17 protein-coding genes are annotated in these 15,346 nt (G+C 65.5%); 9 read left to right on the top strand and 8 right to left on the bottom strand.

Features of this window, described 5'->3' with window-relative positions:
* Nucleotides 1-157: 157 nt before the first annotated feature.
* Nucleotides 158-2,962: a preprotein translocase subunit SecA gene (gene secA, locus ON062_RS11575; RefSeq protein WP_274647292.1), complete on the top strand. Its 2,805-nt coding sequence runs from the start codon at nucleotides 158-160 to the stop codon at nucleotides 2,960-2,962.
* A 15-nt stretch (nucleotides 2,963-2,977) separates the two neighbouring features.
* Here secA and ON062_RS11570 read toward each other — a convergent pair whose 3' ends face one another.
* Complete coding sequence (locus ON062_RS11570) at nucleotides 2,978-3,130, bottom strand: hypothetical protein (RefSeq protein ID WP_274647291.1); 153 nt, start codon at nucleotides 3,128-3,130, stop codon at nucleotides 2,978-2,980.
* Between the two features lie 15 nt (nucleotides 3,131-3,145).
* On the opposite strand from ON062_RS11570, the gene ON062_RS11565 reads away from it, so the two are divergent.
* The gene (locus ON062_RS11565; RefSeq protein ID WP_274647290.1) at nucleotides 3,146-4,372 is read left to right on the top strand and encodes a pyridoxal phosphate-dependent aminotransferase; all 1,227 of its coding nucleotides are present in this window, start codon (nucleotides 3,146-3,148) and stop codon (nucleotides 4,370-4,372) included.
* 78 nt (nucleotides 4,373-4,450) lie between these two features.
* Here ON062_RS11565 and ON062_RS11560 read toward each other — a convergent pair whose 3' ends face one another.
* Nucleotides 4,451-4,891 carry an Rv3235 family protein gene (locus ON062_RS11560; protein ID WP_274647289.1) on the bottom strand — a complete coding sequence of 147 codons (441 nt, stop codon included), beginning with the start codon at nucleotides 4,889-4,891 and terminating at the stop codon, nucleotides 4,451-4,453.
* A 132-nt stretch (nucleotides 4,892-5,023) separates the two neighbouring features.
* On the opposite strand from ON062_RS11560, the gene ON062_RS11555 reads away from it, so the two are divergent.
* A complete protein-coding gene (locus ON062_RS11555; RefSeq protein WP_274647288.1) occupies nucleotides 5,024-5,623 on the top strand; it encodes a hypothetical protein in 600 nt (199 codons plus the stop codon).
* A gap of 65 nt (nucleotides 5,624-5,688) precedes the next feature.
* Here ON062_RS11555 and ON062_RS11550 read toward each other — a convergent pair whose 3' ends face one another.
* A complete protein-coding gene (locus ON062_RS11550; protein WP_274647287.1) occupies nucleotides 5,689-5,970 on the bottom strand; it encodes a helix-turn-helix domain-containing protein in 282 nt (93 codons plus the stop codon).
* A 97-nt stretch (nucleotides 5,971-6,067) separates the two neighbouring features.
* Between ON062_RS11550 and ON062_RS11545 the strand changes: the two genes are divergently transcribed.
* From ON062_RS11545 to ON062_RS11535, 3 genes are read left to right on the top strand one after another with little or no spacing between them, the layout of a single operon-like run.
* Nucleotides 6,068-6,694, top strand: a complete 627-nt coding sequence (locus ON062_RS11545; RefSeq protein ID WP_274647286.1) for an SAF domain-containing protein — start codon at nucleotides 6,068-6,070, stop codon at nucleotides 6,692-6,694.
* Nucleotides 6,691-7,944 (top strand): P-loop NTPase, encoded by a 1,254-nt coding sequence (locus ON062_RS11540; RefSeq protein WP_274647285.1) that lies wholly within the window; start codon nucleotides 6,691-6,693, stop codon nucleotides 7,942-7,944. The genes ON062_RS11545 and ON062_RS11540 overlap by 4 nt, the downstream gene beginning before the upstream one ends.
* A 23-nt stretch (nucleotides 7,945-7,967) precedes the next feature.
* Nucleotides 7,968-9,449, top strand: coding sequence for a sensor histidine kinase (locus tag ON062_RS11535; protein WP_274647284.1), 1,482 nt, complete (start codon nucleotides 7,968-7,970; stop codon nucleotides 9,447-9,449).
* A gap of 62 nt (nucleotides 9,450-9,511) precedes the next feature.
* Here the strand turns inward: ON062_RS11535 and ON062_RS11530 are convergent, their stop codons facing one another.
* Nucleotides 9,512-9,760, bottom strand: a complete 249-nt coding sequence (locus tag ON062_RS11530) for a WhiB family transcriptional regulator (RefSeq protein WP_274647283.1) — start codon at nucleotides 9,758-9,760, stop codon at nucleotides 9,512-9,514.
* Nucleotides 9,761-10,009: 249 nt separating this feature from the next.
* On the opposite strand from ON062_RS11530, the gene ON062_RS11525 reads away from it, so the two are divergent.
* Entirely contained in the window at nucleotides 10,010-10,393 is a 384-nt protein-coding gene (locus ON062_RS11525; protein ID WP_274647282.1) for a histidine kinase, read from the top strand.
* A 39-nt stretch (nucleotides 10,394-10,432) separates the two neighbouring features.
* On the opposite strand, the gene bcp is transcribed toward ON062_RS11525, so the two are convergent.
* From bcp to aroA, 3 genes are read right to left on the bottom strand one after another with little or no spacing between them, the layout of a single operon-like run.
* Nucleotides 10,433-10,900, bottom strand: coding sequence for a thioredoxin-dependent thiol peroxidase (bcp, locus tag ON062_RS11520; RefSeq protein ID WP_274647281.1), 468 nt, complete (start codon nucleotides 10,898-10,900; stop codon nucleotides 10,433-10,435).
* 27 nt (nucleotides 10,901-10,927) lie between these two features.
* Complete coding sequence (gene rsgA, locus ON062_RS11515; protein ID WP_274647280.1) at nucleotides 10,928-11,980, bottom strand: ribosome small subunit-dependent GTPase A; 1,053 nt, start codon at nucleotides 11,978-11,980, stop codon at nucleotides 10,928-10,930.
* On the bottom strand, nucleotides 11,977-13,344 hold the full coding sequence (gene aroA / locus ON062_RS11510; RefSeq protein WP_274647279.1) for a 3-phosphoshikimate 1-carboxyvinyltransferase: 1,368 nt from the start codon (nucleotides 13,342-13,344) through the stop codon (nucleotides 11,977-11,979). The genes rsgA and aroA overlap by 4 nt, the downstream gene beginning before the upstream one ends.
* A gap of 166 nt (nucleotides 13,345-13,510) precedes the next feature.
* Here aroA and ON062_RS11505 point away from each other — a divergent pair, with 166 nt between their 5' ends.
* On the top strand, nucleotides 13,511-14,107 hold the full coding sequence (locus ON062_RS11505) for a sigma-70 family RNA polymerase sigma factor (RefSeq protein WP_274647421.1): 597 nt from the start codon (nucleotides 13,511-13,513) through the stop codon (nucleotides 14,105-14,107).
* On the top strand, nucleotides 14,104-14,346 hold the full coding sequence (locus ON062_RS11500; RefSeq protein WP_274647278.1) for a zf-HC2 domain-containing protein: 243 nt from the start codon (nucleotides 14,104-14,106) through the stop codon (nucleotides 14,344-14,346). The genes ON062_RS11505 and ON062_RS11500 overlap by 4 nt, the downstream gene beginning before the upstream one ends.
* On the opposite strand, the gene ON062_RS11495 is transcribed toward ON062_RS11500, so the two are convergent.
* A complete protein-coding gene (locus tag ON062_RS11495) occupies nucleotides 14,338-15,264 on the bottom strand; it encodes a diacylglycerol kinase family protein (RefSeq protein ID WP_274647277.1) in 927 nt (308 codons plus the stop codon). The two genes, ON062_RS11500 and ON062_RS11495, sit on opposite strands and share 9 nt — an antisense overlap.
* Nucleotides 15,265-15,346: the final 82 nt, after the last annotated feature.

Below are 15,346 nucleotides of genomic sequence, written 5' to 3'. Positions count from 1 at the left end.
GAGTAGGCCCAGGGTGCGCAATGTCCTGGTCGCTCCGACTCCGACCGTCCAGCACATGCCAAGGTCACGGGCAGATAACATGGGCAGGTATGCCTGGACTGGGGTCCGGGCGGCATCGACGCCAAACTGCGTCGAACCCGACAGATGGAGACACTTCGTGGCAAACCCCCTCGAGAAACTGCTTCGTGCCGGCGAGGGCCGCGTGCTCCGACGGCTGCAGCAGGTCGTCAAGGCCGTCAACGCCCTCGAAGAGGACTACGCGCAACTCACCGACGAGGAACTGCGCAACGAGACTGCCGAGCTTCGCGCCCGGCACGAGGCCGGCGAGACCCTGGACCAACTGATGCCGGAGGCCTTCGCCGCTGTGCGCGAGGCCGCCAAGCGCACGCTGGGGCAGCGCGCCTACGACGTCCAGCTGATGGGTGGTGCAGCGTTGCACCTCGGCAACATCGCCGAGATGAAGACCGGTGAGGGTAAGACCCTCACGGGTGCCTTCCCGGTATATCTCAACGCGATCGCGGGCAAGGGTGTGCACGTCATCACCGTGAACGACTTCCTCGCCTCTTACCAGGCCGAGTTGATGGGTCGTATCTATCGCACGCTGGGCATGACGACCGGCACGATCGTGTCGGGCCAGACTCCCGAGATCCGTCGCGAGCAGTACAACGCCGACATCACATACGGCACGAACAACGAGTTCGGATTCGACTACCTGCGCGACAACATGGCGTGGCGCAAGGAAGACCTCGTGCAGCGCGGTCACTTCTTCGCCATCGTCGACGAGGTGGACTCGATCCTCATCGACGAGGCCCGCACACCGCTCATCATCTCGGGGCCTTCTTCGGGTGAGGCGAACCGCTGGTTCGTCGAATTCGCCAAGATCGCCAAGACCCTCGAGGTCGGCGTCGACTACGAGGTCGACGAAAAGAAGCGCACCGTCGGTGTGCTCGAACCAGGCATTGAGAAGGTTGAGGATTACCTCGGCATCGATAACCTGTACGAGTCAGCCAACACGCCCCTCATCTCGTTCCTCAACAACTCGATCAAGGCGCTCGCCCTGTTCAAGCGCGACAGCGACTACGTCGTGATGAACGACGAGGTCATGATCGTCGACGAGCACACCGGGCGCATCCTCGTCGGTCGTCGGTACAACGAGGGCATCCACCAGGCCATCGAGGCGAAGGAAGCCGTCCCCGTCAAGGCCGAGAACCAGACTCTCGCCACGGTGACGTTGCAGAACTACTTCCGCCTGTACGACAAGCTCGCGGGTATGACCGGTACCGCCGAGACCGAAGCGGCCGAGTTCATGTCCACCTATCAGTTGGGTGTCGTGCCGATTCCCACCAACCGGCCGATGGTTCGCAAGGACCAGCCGGACCTCGTCTACAAGAACGAGCAGGCGAAGTTCGCCCAGGTCGTCGAAGACATCGCCGGTCGGCACGAGAAGGGCCAGCCGGTTCTGGTCGGCACCGTGAGCGTCGAGAAGAGCGAATACCTCTCGCGCCTGCTCGCGAAGAAGGGCATCAAGCACGAGGTTCTCAATGCGAAGAACCACGCGCGTGAAGCAGAGATCGTCGCCCGTGCGGGTCGATACGGCGCCGTCACCGTCGCCACCAACATGGCCGGTCGCGGTACCGACATCATGCTGGGCGGAAACGCCGAGTTCCTCGCCGTTCAGGAGATGAAGGCCAAGGGTCTCGACCCGGTCGAGACGCCCGAAGAGTATGAAGCCGAATGGGATGCCGTCTACGAGAGCACCCGGGAGACGGTAACCGAAGAGGCTGCGAAGGTCACCGAGGCGGGCGGTCTCTATGTGCTGGGTACCGAGCGTCACGAGTCTCGACGAATCGACAATCAGTTGCGCGGTCGCTCGGGCCGTCAGGGAGACCCCGGTGAGAGCCGTTTCTACCTCTCGCTGACCGATGATCTCATGCGCCTGTTCCAGTCGGGTGCTGCCGAGGCGATCCTTGCGCGCACGAACTTCCCCGACGATGTCGCGATCGAATCGGGCATGGTTTCGCGCGCGATCAAGTCGGCGCAGAGCCAGGTCGAGAGCCGCAACGCCGAGATCCGCAAGAACGTCCTCAAGTACGACGACGTGCTGAACCGTCAGCGCGAGGCGATTTACTCGGACCGCCGGCACATCCTGCAGGGCGATGACATCGCCGATCGCGTGCAGCACTTCATCGAAGATGCCATCAACGCAGTGATCGATGACCACACTGGTTCGGGTCACAGCGAGAACTGGGACTTCGACTCGCTGTGGACAGAGCTGAAGACCCTGTACCCGGTGAACGTCACGATCGACGAGGTCGTCTCAGAAGCGGCGGGTCGTCGCGGCGGCATCAACGCAGACGGTCTCAAGCGCGAGATCCTCTCGGACGCACGCATCGCGTATGAGAAGCGTGAGGAGACGCTGGGAACCGCCGCGACCCGCGAGCTCGAGCGTCGCGTTGTCCTCCAGGTTCTTGACCGCCGCTGGCGCGATCACCTCTACGAGATGGACTACCTCAAGGACGGCATCGGCCTGCGCGCGATGGCTCAGCGCGACCCGCTGATCGAGTATCAGCGCGAGGGCTACCAGATGTTCCAGTCGATGATGGGCCAGATCAAGGAAGAGTCCGTCGGGTACCTCTACAACCTCGAGGTCGAGGTTCGTCGTCAAGGCGAAGGTGGTACCGAGGTCGAGGCCAAGGGTCTCGGCGCGACACCGATCGAAGGCCAGCGACTGGAGTATTCGGCAGCGAACGACGCCGGCGAGGTCGAGGTGCGCAACGAGCGCGGGCAGGTGCAGCAGTCGGCGACGTCTCGTGTGCGCCAGGCCGCAGCCGCTGCCTCCGCCGCTCCCGCTCAGGCTCAGGAAGCAGATGCTCCGCGCGGAGCGTTTGGGCAGAAGACGGATGCCGCGGCAGCCGCTCCGCTCAACCGTGCACAGCGCCGCGCAGCAGACAAGAACAAGTGAGCATCGCTGCCCTCCTCATGTCACGCGCACGACGCCGACGATGAGGAGGGCGGCCCCCACGGTGAAGAGCAGCACCGCGGTGACGAGGGTTCCGCGCGCCACAATCCAGTCGAGTACGCGTTCGAGTGGCCGCGGTCCACGCGCTGTCGATTGGCCACCCGGCGTCACCGATATCCTGAGGCGATGAGTCCACTTCGCCCTCTCGATCAGTCCAGCAAGCTCAAGGACGTCCTCTACGAGATCCGAGGGCAGGCACTGGTCGCGGCGGACCGCCTTGAGGCAGAGGGTCATTCGATCCTCAAGCTCAACACGGGAAATCCTGCGGTCTTCGGCTTCGAGGCGCCCTTTCAGATCGTGCGCGACATGATCGAAGCGGTGCCTCAGGCTCATGGCTACTCCGATAGCCGAGGGATCATGTCTGCTCGCCGCGCGGTGGTGTCGCGCTACGAGGAAGATCCCACCTTCCCGAAGGTCGACCCCGACGACGTGTACCTGGGAAACGGGGTGTCGGAACTCATCACGATGGTGATGCAGGCACTGCTGGACGAAGGCGACGAAGTTCTCATTCCCGCCCCCGACTACCCGCTGTGGACAGCGATGACGAGCCTCGGTGGCGGGACGCCGGTCCACTACATCTGTGATGAAGAGAATGGGTGGCAGCCCGACCTCGAAGACATCCGCTCGAAGGTCACCGAGCGCACGAAGGCCATCGTCGTCATCAATCCCAACAATCCCACCGGCGCGGTGTACTCCCGTGAGGTGCTGGAGGGTCTCGCCGAGATTGCGCGAGAGCACTCGCTTCTTGTGCTCTCAGACGAAATTTACGACCGCATTCTTTTCGATGACGCGCAGCACATTCCGATGGCGTCCGTGGCTCCTGACCTGCTGGTCCTGACCTTCAACGGGCTATCGAAGACCTATCGCGTGGCCGGGTACCGTTCGGGTTGGCTGGTCATCACCGGCCCGAAGTCGCACGCATCGGGGTTCCTCGAGGGGATCACCCTCCTGGCATCCACTCGACTTTGTCCGAACGTGCCGGCCCAGTTCGCCGTTCAAGCGGCGCTGTCAGGAGTGCAGTCGATCGATTCGCTCATCGCACCGACGGGGCGATTGCATGAACAGAGGGATGCCGCGTGGCAGACCCTCGAGTCGATCCCCGGCGTGTCGTGCGTCAAGCCACGGGGGGCGCTCTATGCGTTCCCTCGGTTCGATCCGAACGTGCACGAGATCCGCGATGATGCGAAGTTCGTCTACGACTTCCTCATGGCCGAGCATGTGCTGCTCGTGCAGGGCACCGGTTTCAACTGGGCGACGCCGGATCACGTGCGCATCGTGACCCTGCCCGAGGCTCGCGTGCTCACCGAGGCCATCGAACGACTGGGGAACTTCCTCGCGTCCTACCGGCAGTGATGTGCCCTGTCGCGCGGCGTGAGGTGACGAACGGAGCCGACCACATCGTTGGGGTCGGTTCCGTCGCCGGCAGGAAAGTCAGAGAACGCCGACCGAGGTGGCACGCCAGCGGCCGTCCATGCCCTCGAGGCGAATGGCGACAGCACGCACGCGCGTCGGCATTTGAACGATGACGGTTGCTTCCACCACGCTGTCTGCGGGGGAGGTGTGGTGGATCGACATCAAGCGGTGCGGCGGACGCGCCGCGGGGACGCCGCGCGCGTTGCGCGCTCGCGCTGACAAGTTGGCGCGCGTGACCAGCTTGCGAAACGGCTCCTCCGTGAGCCACCTCGCCAGTTGATCGACCTCGCGCACCCCGGCGAGTACCTCGAGCACGCCGATGGTCAGGTTCCGAAGGAAAGGCTCGACTTCGGGCAGATCTGTGCTGGGAGTTCGTTGCGGGGCGAAGAACTCAGAGAGTCGCCATGCCTCATCCGATGCTCGATATGCGCGGGAAGTGCCCGCGGGCAGCGTTGCCATGGGATACCTATCTCGACAGTGGGGGATCGTCTGACGGCTAGTAGAACACACGGCGAACTCTCAGCGAGAGACGAAAGCCCCGGTTGTGGATAACTTCTCATCGACTTGTAATCCGTGCTCTACTCTCGGCGAGTGCGTTGGGACCGCTTTTTTGATGATCTAGAAGATCAGCTCGCCTCTGAATGGGAGGCCGAGAGAGCTGCGCTCGACACCGAGGCAGAGCGACTGCGCCTCTCCCGCGTCGAGTTGCGCGACAGGCTCACCATGCTGACATCGCGCGAGGCAACTAGCGATCCGCCGACATTTCACCTGTGCGACGGGACGGTGATCCAGGCCGCGGCCACAGCCGTCGGCGTGGATTGGGCCGCGCTCGATCCTCCAGGCCCGGGCGAGATGCTCGTGCCGCTTGCGTCGATTGAAGGGGTCGGGATGCCGCACGCCGACATCCTTCGCAGTGCACGGCCCGCTCCCGAACGCAGTGCGCTCGCCGAAAGAATGACGTTTGGTTTCGTGCTGCGCGGGCTGGTGCGCCGTCGTGTCGGAGTCGCCGTGCAGTTGCGTCGCGGGGGATCCCCGCTCACCGGAACGATTGATCGAGCGGGTGCAGACCACCTGGATATCGCGCTGCACGACGCCGGGGCGCCCCGGCGATCCGGTCACGTCACCGCGTTCCGCGTGATTCCGTTCAGCGCGATCGCGTGGGTGCGCCTCGAATCGCCCGCCGTCATCTGACGCCGTGGCGGACAACGCTGTCGCCTGACGCGGTGGTCGGGCGCCGCCGTCGTGTGGGCACGCCGTCAGTCGGAGTGGCGAATGACGTTCTGGCCCCACAGCTCGGGAAAGCTCGCTGTGCTCGATTGTCGCCACAACGCCATCCGCCGAGCCTCTTCGGCCTGGTCATCGAGATACTCCGCGACGCTGGCCTCTTCGATTCGCCAGCGCGCCGGCGCACCCGCGCGCAGCCCCCGCAGGCGTCCTTCCATGACAAGCGCCATCACTTCGTCGACCGATATCGACAAGAGCTCGCCAACCTGCGCGGGCGCAAGAAGGCGCGCGTCGTCGGCGAGGTTTTCGGGCATGTCCCCATTATTGCGCGCACGCGTCAACCTGGGTCGCGACCGCCACGCCTGTGGATAACACTCCGGACGCAACTGCGAAGTACGTGACGATGGACCCATGACCGCTCCCGATGCTTCCCGTGCGCCGCACCGTTCGGCGTGGGTCGACGTTCGTCTTGTGCTCGGTGTGATTCTCGTGGTGGCATCCATCGCTGGCGTGTGGTTCGTCGTCGCCGCAGCGCGGCAGACGACGCCCGTTCTGGCGGCCGCGCACACGATCGTTCCCGGCGAGGTGGTGACGCGCGACGATTTGCGCGTGGTCGACGTGGCGCTGGGCGCGGCATCGGACACGTACATGATCGACAGCGTCTTCGTCGAGGGAGTCGTCGCGACTCGCACCATCGAAGAGGGGGAACTCGTGCCGCACGCAGCCGTGGCTACGGCCGACGCCGTGAGAACGGCAAGCGTTGTCGTGCGCACCAGCGCGGACGTCCCCGCGTCGATCGACGTCGGCGCCGTCGTCGAGCTCTGGAGTGCCCCCTTGGTCGATCGCAACGTCTATGACACGCCGCGAATCCTCGTGGCCGACGCCACCGTGGCCGCGCTGACCCGCGACGACTCCGCGATCGGGGGTGGTGCGGTGTCGGTCGAGCTCGTGGTTCCGCGCGCAGATGTGGCCGTCGTACTCTCCGCGATCGCCGATCAGTCCGCGCTGTCGATCGTTTCGGCCGGAGTGCGCTCGTGAATGTCGTCCTCGCGATCGACGACGGGGATGCCGTCGCCCACGCCCTCGCGCGTGAAGGTGTCTCGGTGGTGGCGATCGTGGCCCCGACCGCGCTGGCCGCCGCTGCTCAAGATGTCGCTTGGGGTTCGGATTCCGAAACGGTCCTGCGGGCGGTAATGGACGCCGAAGCAGTGCTGCTCGACGTGAGCAAGGACAGTGTCACCGCCCAGGTCGTCGCCATGTGCGATCGAGCGAGCGTACGGGTCGTGCCACGGTGCGGGGATGCTGCAGCGGAACGTATCGCTTCACTGTTCGGATTGGAGCACCCGATCGCTGCGAACGTGGAGCCGTGGGTGCTTGCCGATCGGTTGCGAACTGCTCCCGTTGCGATGCGTGAGCCCGTGGCATCCGCTCCCCGCGTCATCACGGTGTGGGGAGCGAGCGGTGCACCTGGTCGCTCGACCGTCGCCATCGAACTCGCTGTCGAACTCTCGCGTGGTGACAGGCATGTTGCGCTGATCGACGCCGACTCGCATTCACCCTCGCTCGCTCTCAGCCTGGGGCTCGCCGACGAAGGCCCAGGCTTTGCGGCGGCGTGCCGACAGTTCGACGCGGGCACGCTCGATGCGCGGGAGCTGACGCGAATCAGCCTGCGGTTGCCCGGGACGAATGTCGAAGTGCTGACGGGACTGAACCGACCGTCTCGGTGGCCCGAGCTCACCCATCGACGTGTCACTGGCGCGCTGGCTCAGTGCCGCGCGTGGGCCGACTATACGGTGGTCGATGTGGCGGCCTCGCTGGAGCGCGACGAAGAGATCATCAGCGATGTAGACGGACTGCGCCGCAACGACGCGACACTGGCCGCCGTGCACAGCGCTGACCTCGTGGTGGCAGTCGTCGGTGCCGATCCGGTCGGCGTCGCGCGATTCGTGCGTGGATACGCGGAGCTGAGATCTGAGATCGGCTCCACACCTGTATTGGTCTTGGCGAACCGGCTGCGCGCGGGATCGCTGGGTATCGATGCCCGTGGCCAGGTGCGACGTACGCTCGACCGGTTCGCGGGGATCACCGACGTGTCGTTCTTGCCCCAAGACCCGCGGTCGGCAGATGCCGCGCTCCTCGCGAGCCGGCCGATCGCCGATATCGCGCCCCGGTCGCCGTTCACTCTCGCGCTGAGGCGCTTCGTGGGGGAGCACGTCGTGGGCGCGCCGGTTCTGGAGCCCGCCCGTGGTCGCCGCGGCACGCGACGTCGCGCATCCGCGATGGCATGAGGGCGGCACAATAGGCTGGACTCGTGTCGACACTTAGTGACCTCGTCTACGCCCAAGGCCGCACTACCGCTGATGACGTCGAATGGCTTCATCGCTTGGCAGGTGATGGTCAACTCCTCGCCGATCTGGCGTTCGCCGACATCGTCTTGTGGGTGCCGACACCCGACGATTCCTTCATCGCGGTCGCCCACACCCGGCCGAGCGGAGCGGCGACGCTGTTCTACCGTGACATCGTCGGCGACCGTGTGCGCCCGCAGTGGACCACGCAGGTTCGCGAAGCGTACGGTACGGGCCGAATCATTGATTCGGCGTCGCCGGACTGGTTCGAAGAGACACCCACCCGCGTGCGTGCGGTGCCCGTGGTGCGGTCGATCAGCGGTCAGGCGCCACAGACGCTGGGCGTGCTCACACGCCACACCAACCTCGGAGAGACACGCACCCCCTCGCGTCAGCAGATCACCTTCAACGATTGCGCAGACGACCTGTTCGGAATGGTCGCGTCGGGGGAGTTTCCCGATATGTCAGCTCCGACGTCCCCGCGACGCGGCGCTCCGCGCGCATCGGACGGGTTGGTGAGGTTGGACGTCGATGGCGTCACCACGTTCGCGAGCCCGAATGCGCTGTCAGCGTTCAACCGCCTCGGATTCGTTGACGAGCTCGAAGGGGAGTCGCTGGTCGAAGTGGTGACGCGCATCCTGCCGAACAAGCGTCAGTTCGACGAATCGCTTCCGGTGGTGGTGACCGGTCGTGCTCCGTGGCGGGCTGACATGGAGGCGCGCGGCGTCACGGTGTCGTTGCGGACGATTCCGCTCCGCGATCACGGCACTCGTGTCGGTGCCATTTTGCTGTGCCGCGATGTGACAGAAATTCGCCATCAAGAGCAAGAACTCATTACGAAAGACGCGACGATCCGCGAGATCCACCATCGCGTGAAGAACAACCTTCAGACGGTGGCCTCGCTCCTGCGTATCCAGGCGCGGCGTTCGCACTCCGAAGAGGCGCGCGAGGCTCTCACGCACGCGATGCGTCGTGTGGCGGCGATCGCCGTGGTGCACGACACGCTGTCTGAGGGGCTCGCGCAGAACGTGGACTTCGACGATGTGTTCGCGCGCGTGCTCAAACTGGTCGCCGAAGTCGCGGCTGCACCGAACACGCGTGCACGCACGCGCTCGTCGGGAAGATTCGGCACCTTGCCCAGCGAGTACGCGACGCCGCTGGCTCTCGCGCTGACCGAGCTCGTCACGAACGCCGTGGAGCATGGCTTGGCGGGTCAAGAGGGCGACGTGGAAATCGTCGCCGACCGTGACGAGGAACGCCTCGAAGTGCGCGTGCGCGACACCGGATCAGGCCTGCCCGAGGGGCAAGTGGGCAACGGTCTCGGGACGCAGATCGTGCGCACGCTCATTCAGGGTGAACTAAGTGGCACGATCGACTGGCATACGCTGACCGGCAGCGGGACCGAAGTCACGATCGAGATTCCGCTGCGCTATATCGCCAAAGACTGACACGAAGAACGCCCCTCTCCATCTGGAGGGATCTCCGATCGAGAGGGGCGTGTCTGCGTGTGTCAGGAGGCGCGACGAGCGCGTGCCGCGCGGCGCTTGAGGGCGCGGCGCTCATCCTCGGAGAGCCCGCCCCACACGCCGGAGTCCTGGCCGGTCTCGAGTGCGTACTGCAGGCACACCTCGGTAACGGTGCACTTGGCGCAGACGGTCTTCGCCTTTTCGATCTGGTCAACGGCCGGACCGGTGTTCCCCACGGGGAAGAACAGTTCGGGGTCAACGGTCAAGCAGGCGGCCTTGTCGCGCCAGTCCATGGGGGTGCTCCTTGATAACGGGGTGAATGTGTGACGAGAGTCCCGGTTCGGGTCCGGTACCCTGTGGGGAGTGCGAGCGATGCTCGCCCCACGTCGCTGTGGGAGCACACGGCTTTTTCAATCGTCCCATAGCCCATAACGTGAATCAAGGGATGAACGGGATGTTTCTGGACGGTTACCTGAGCATTCGCTCGGTGATCTAGAGGGTTCACACAACTCATGCGGCAGTACGGCAAGGGAGAACGGCGAATGCTCACAACACTCTGGGATCGCCTCTCGGCGATCGTGGTCGCGCTCGAAGGGCTTGGGCTCGCCGTCCTCGTGGGGTGGGAGGTCGTCGCACTGGTGACGGGCGACACCGGCATCGTCAGCACCGCGCTGGCGCTCTTGGTGCTTTCGGCTGTGTTCGCTGCCGCAGTGATCGCCTTCGCCGTCGGTCTGTGGCGCGGACTGAGCTGGGGCCGCAGCGGCGGCATCGTCACTCAGTTGCTGATCCTCGCTGTGGCGCTCGGGGCAGCGACGGGGCAGTACGCAGAGCCTGTCACTGCGCTGTGGCTGGCGGTGCCGGCTGTGATTACGCTCACCCTTCTCATCTTCGCCGTGCGAGCGTCGGGGCGATCTGCGCGCGAGTGATGATGGTCGGATGCCGGGTCCAGCATCCGACCATGTTCATCACACTCCGACGAGGGTGCGCACCCGCGCGACGTGCCCTGTCGCCTTGACGTTGTAGAGGGCGTGAACCACGGTGCCGTCCGCATCGAGGACGAAGGTCGACCGGATGACGCCGGTGACCGTCTTGCCGTAGTTTTGCTTTTCGCCCCACGCGCCGTACGCCTCGTGTACCGAGTGATCCGGGTCGCTCAGCAGGTCATAGGTGAGGCCATCGCGCTCACGGAATTCGCGGAGCTTGGCTGGTTCATCGCGCGATACGCCGAGAACGGTGTATCCCGCGGCCTGAAGCGGTGCGAGGCTGTCGCGGAAGTCGCACGCTTCGGTCGTGCAGCCCGGTGTCATTGCGGCGGGGTAGAAGAACAAGATCACGCCCTGGCCGCGAAGATCGGCAGCCGAAACGGCGGTGCCGTCCTGATTGACGAGGGTGAAGTCGGGGGCAGGGGATCCGGTGGCAAGGCGCTGAGTCACGTCCACCAGCCTACGGGGTGGGGAAGGTCAGGTCTTGTCCGCGAACGTCTGCAAAAGGCGCTGGAGGGAGTCCACGCGGGCGGCGCCACGTGGTCCCAGCCGCCCCTCGTCAACAGCCTCGGGTAGAGCGCAGTCGGGGGCGCTCTTGAGGTGCGTGCATCCACGCGGGCACTCCAGCGCGATCTCCGCGAGGTCCGTGAACGCGCGCAGGATGTTCGCGGTGTCGACGTGCCCCAAGCCGAAGGAACGAACGCCCGGGGTGTCGATGACCCACCCGTTGCCGGCATCACCGCGATACCGCAACGACACCGTGGAACTCGAGGTGTGACGCCCGCGCCCCGTGACCTCGTTGACGTGGCCCGTGGCGCGACGTGCGTCAGGGACAAGCGCGTTGACCAACGTTGATTTCCCTACGCCGGAGTGACCGACGAACACCGTGGAGTGCCCGACGAGCGCAGCGCCGATCTCGTCGAGCGGCATGCCCCCCGTGGAAAGCCCGCTGGTGAACACCTGCAGATCGTCGAGTGCGTCGAAGTGTGCGAGGAACTCGCTCGGGTCGGCGAGATCGGTCTTGGTGACGACGAGGAGGGGCTTCATGCCCGCATCGAGCGCTGCGATCAGGTACCGGTCGACCAGGCGTTCGCGCGGCTCAGGGTCTGCTGCAGCGACCACGACGAGCATCTGATCGGCATTGGCGACGATCACGCGTTCCACCTGATCGGTGTCGTCGGCGCTGCGTCGCAACAGGGAGGAGCGATCTTCGATGCCGACGATGCGCGACAACGTGCCCTCCTCGCCCGAGGTGTCCCCGACCACGCGTGCGCGATCGCCGGTCACGATGGGCATCTTGCGTAGTTCACGCGCTCGGGTGGCGAGGATCGTGCGTTCCTCGGGTCCGTCTTCGTCCACCAGCACGGTGTAGCGGCCACGGTCGACGCCAAGCACGCGAGCAATGCGGGCGTCCGCATGAGCGGGGCGGCGCTTCGTGCGCGGCCGGTTGGCTTTCGGGTTGGGCCGGACGCGCACGTCAGCCTCGTCGAACCCCGGTTCGTCGTCGTCGAGATCGTCGAGCCAGCTCACGGTGCCTCTGCGGCGGCGGGTGCGGCCGCCGAATCATCGAGCATCCGCTGCCAGATTTCGGGGAACTCGGGCATGGTCTTGGCCGTAGTTCCGATATCGTCGACGATCACGCCCGGGACGGCGAGCCCGATGAGCGCACCCGTGGTGGCCATGCGGTGATCATGGTGTGCCCGCCATGTTCCCGCCCGGAGCGGTGCCGGGACGATCCGAATGCCGTCCTCGAGCTCATGCGCTTCGCCGCCCAGGTTCCGCAGTTCGCCAACCAGTGCCGCGATGCGGTCAGTTTCGTGGCCGCGGATGTGGCCGATCCCGTACAGAGTGGTCGGTGAATCCGCGAACGCAGCCAGCGCGAAGATTGTCGGCGTGAGTTCACCGGCCGCCGAGAGGTCGAGATCGACTCCGCGGATGCCGCTGCCCGCCGTGACTGTGAGTGCACCGCCGCGGCGGCTCACGCGCGCACCCATGACGGGCAGGATGTCGCTCAGCATTGCACCGGGTTGAGTTGAGTGCGCTGGCCACCCGGTGACGGTGACCGAGCCCCCGGCGATCATCGCCGCAGCGAGGAAGGGGGCCGCATTGGATAGATCCGGTTCGATCGCGACGTCTTTTCCGCGAATCGGCCCGGCTGGAACGATCCATTCACCGATGCTCGGACGTTCGACATGCACGCCGCGATGGGCGAGCGCCTCGACGGTCATATCGATGTGGGGAATGCTGGGGAGGCGCTCGCCTGCGTGATGCAGGTGCAGACCGACATCGAACCGTGGCGCGGCAAGAAGCAAGCCGGATACGAACTGACTCGACGCGCTCGCGTCGATCGTGACCTCGCCGCCGCGAATGTGGCCGTGGCCGCGGACGGAGAAGGGCAGCGTCCAGCGTCCGCCGTCATCGATGTCGACACCGATGTCGCGGAGCGCGGAGATCATGACGCCCATCGGGCGGTGCAGAGCACTCTCGTGCGCGGTGAGGGTCACATCTCCCTCGGCGAAGCCGGCCAGGGCTGCCACGAAACGCATGACCGTGCCGGCTTGCCCGGAATCCACCGTCGTGGCGCCAGCAAACGGGCGGATCGGGGTGACTTCGATGTCGTCGCCATAGGGTCCTTCGCCGGGAATGAGTTCGACGCCCACGCCGAGTGCGCGCAACGCATTAACCATGCGCACGGAATCATCCGAGTGCAGGGGTGCGCTCAGCACACTCGGGCCGTCGGCCAGCGCAGCGAGGATGAGCTCACGATTGGTCAAGGACTTCGACCCCGGGACGGTGACGCTCGCATGGAGCGGCCGCGGCGCGAGCGGCGCGCGCCAACCTCCGCCCGTCGATTCGGCGGCGGAAGGAGCAGGGGAATACCCGTCGACTGTCATCGCGTTCTACCCTACTGAACCGGTGCGACCCCGCCGGTGCGCGAACCGCGATCGTCGAAGAGGAGAGGAACTCATGGCCCTGGTGATGCCGGACGAAACCTTGACCATCGACCCCGACGAAGCGTTCACCGGTATCGCAGAGCGCGCGGCCATAGACTTGCGCGTGATGAGCGATCACGAGAACCACGCCGAAGAGGCGCGCCGTCAGTTCGAGGAGCAGGCGCTGCCCTTCATGGATCAGCTGTATGCGGCGGCGATGCGCATGACGCGCAACCCCGCGGATGCCGCCGATCTGGTGCAGGAGACGTTCGTCAAGGCCTTCGCGTCTTGGCAGACCTTCACGCAAGGCACGAACCTGAAGGCCTGGCTCTACCGAATCCTGACCAACACCTACATCAATACCTACCGCAAGAAGCAGCGCGAGCCGTACCAGGGAACGATCGACGAGCTCGAGGACTGGCAACTGGGTGGGGCGGAGTCGACCACCGCCAGCACGACTCGCTCAGCAGAAGCAGAGGCGATCGACCATATGCCGGCGTCCGTGGTGAAGGATGCGCTGCAGGCCATCCCCGAGGACTTCCGGCTTGCGGTGTACCTCGCCGATGTCGAGGGGTTCGCCTACCAAGAGATCGCCGACATCATGAAAACCCCCATCGGCACCGTGATGAGCCGCCTGCATCGAGGCAGACGAATGCTCCGCGAATCACTCGCCGACTACGCGAAAGAGCGCGGCATTCAGTCCGCCACGAGGAGCACGAAATGAGCGATTGCGGCTGCGAGAAGGCGCGGCGTGACCTGGAGGAGTACCTGCGGCACGAGGTGTGCAAGACCAAGCACACCGACATTGCCGAGCATCTGGAGAACTGCCCCGAGTGCCGTGACGAAGCGCTCGTCGCGACGACGTTGACCGATGTCGTTGCGCGAGCATGCAAAGAAGCCGCACCCGAAGAGCTGCGCGATCTCGTGATCGCACGGCTCCGTGAGGCACAGGCGTCACACTGACGATGTGCGTGGGCGTGCTGGTCGGGCGAACACGCTCAGCATCTTCGGCTCGACGTTGACGGTGATCGGCAGTTCTCCCACTCGATCCCCGTCGGCGTAGCCAGCGAGCCCCGGCGAGTCGACCGTGACGCTGCGGACCCGGTAGGTAGAGACGATGGACTCGCTCTCATGCGCACCGCGGTACACCTTGCCGAGCAAGCGCAGCAGGGCGAGTCGCCCGGCGGGTCGCACCAGAACGAGGTCGAGCAGTCCGTCGTCCATTTCGGCGGCAGGGGCGATGGGGATACCGCCGCCATACGTGGGTCCGTTCGCCACCGCGGCGAGCAGGAGGCCACCGCGGTACGAGCCGGTTGTCCCGTCGCCGTGCTCCCAGTCGACCTGATAGGTGTTCGCTCGTAACACCAGGAATTCGATCAGGATCGCGAGAGTGTAGCGAGCGCGGCCTCGGGGCCAGCGCATGGTGTTCGCGCGGTCGTTGACTTTCGAATCGAAGCCCGTCGCGAGGATCGTCCCGTACCGCTGAGTGGAGCCGTCGGCGGAGCCGATCCGTGCCACGTCTACCGTGCGGACGTGGTCGGCGGCGATCGTGTCGGCAGCCGCATGGGCGTCCCGCTCGGGGATTCCCATCGCCAGGGCGAAGTCGTTTCCGGTGCCAGCAGGGATGATGCCCAGGGGGATCGCGGTGCCCGCGAGCTCGTTGATGGCAAGGCCGACTGTGCCGTCGCCGCCCATCACTGCGACGGCATCAGCGCCTGCGGCGATGGCAGCACGAAGCAGTTGCCGAGACTCTTCCGCGCTCCCGCCGCTGAGCATGCTCACCTGCACGCCCTGCCCTCGCAGATGGCGGGCGGCTTCTTCGGCGATGTTCGTGTGCGCGCCCGCTCGGGCGGCGGGATTCACCAGGAGTGCGAGATTCATGGGTGGTCGTGAGAGGGAGAGAAGGAAGTCCCGGATGCCGTGGCATCCGGCGGCGGCGGGCTGCCCCCCCGCCGACTTCCTC

Origin of the sequence: Microbacterium sp. C7(2022), assembly GCF_028823665.1 — a bacterium.
Lineage (GTDB): Bacteria > Actinomycetota > Actinomycetes > Actinomycetales > Microbacteriaceae > Microbacterium.
Note: the sequence above shows the minus strand (reverse complement) of the source record. Positions and strands in the feature narration are given on the sequence as shown.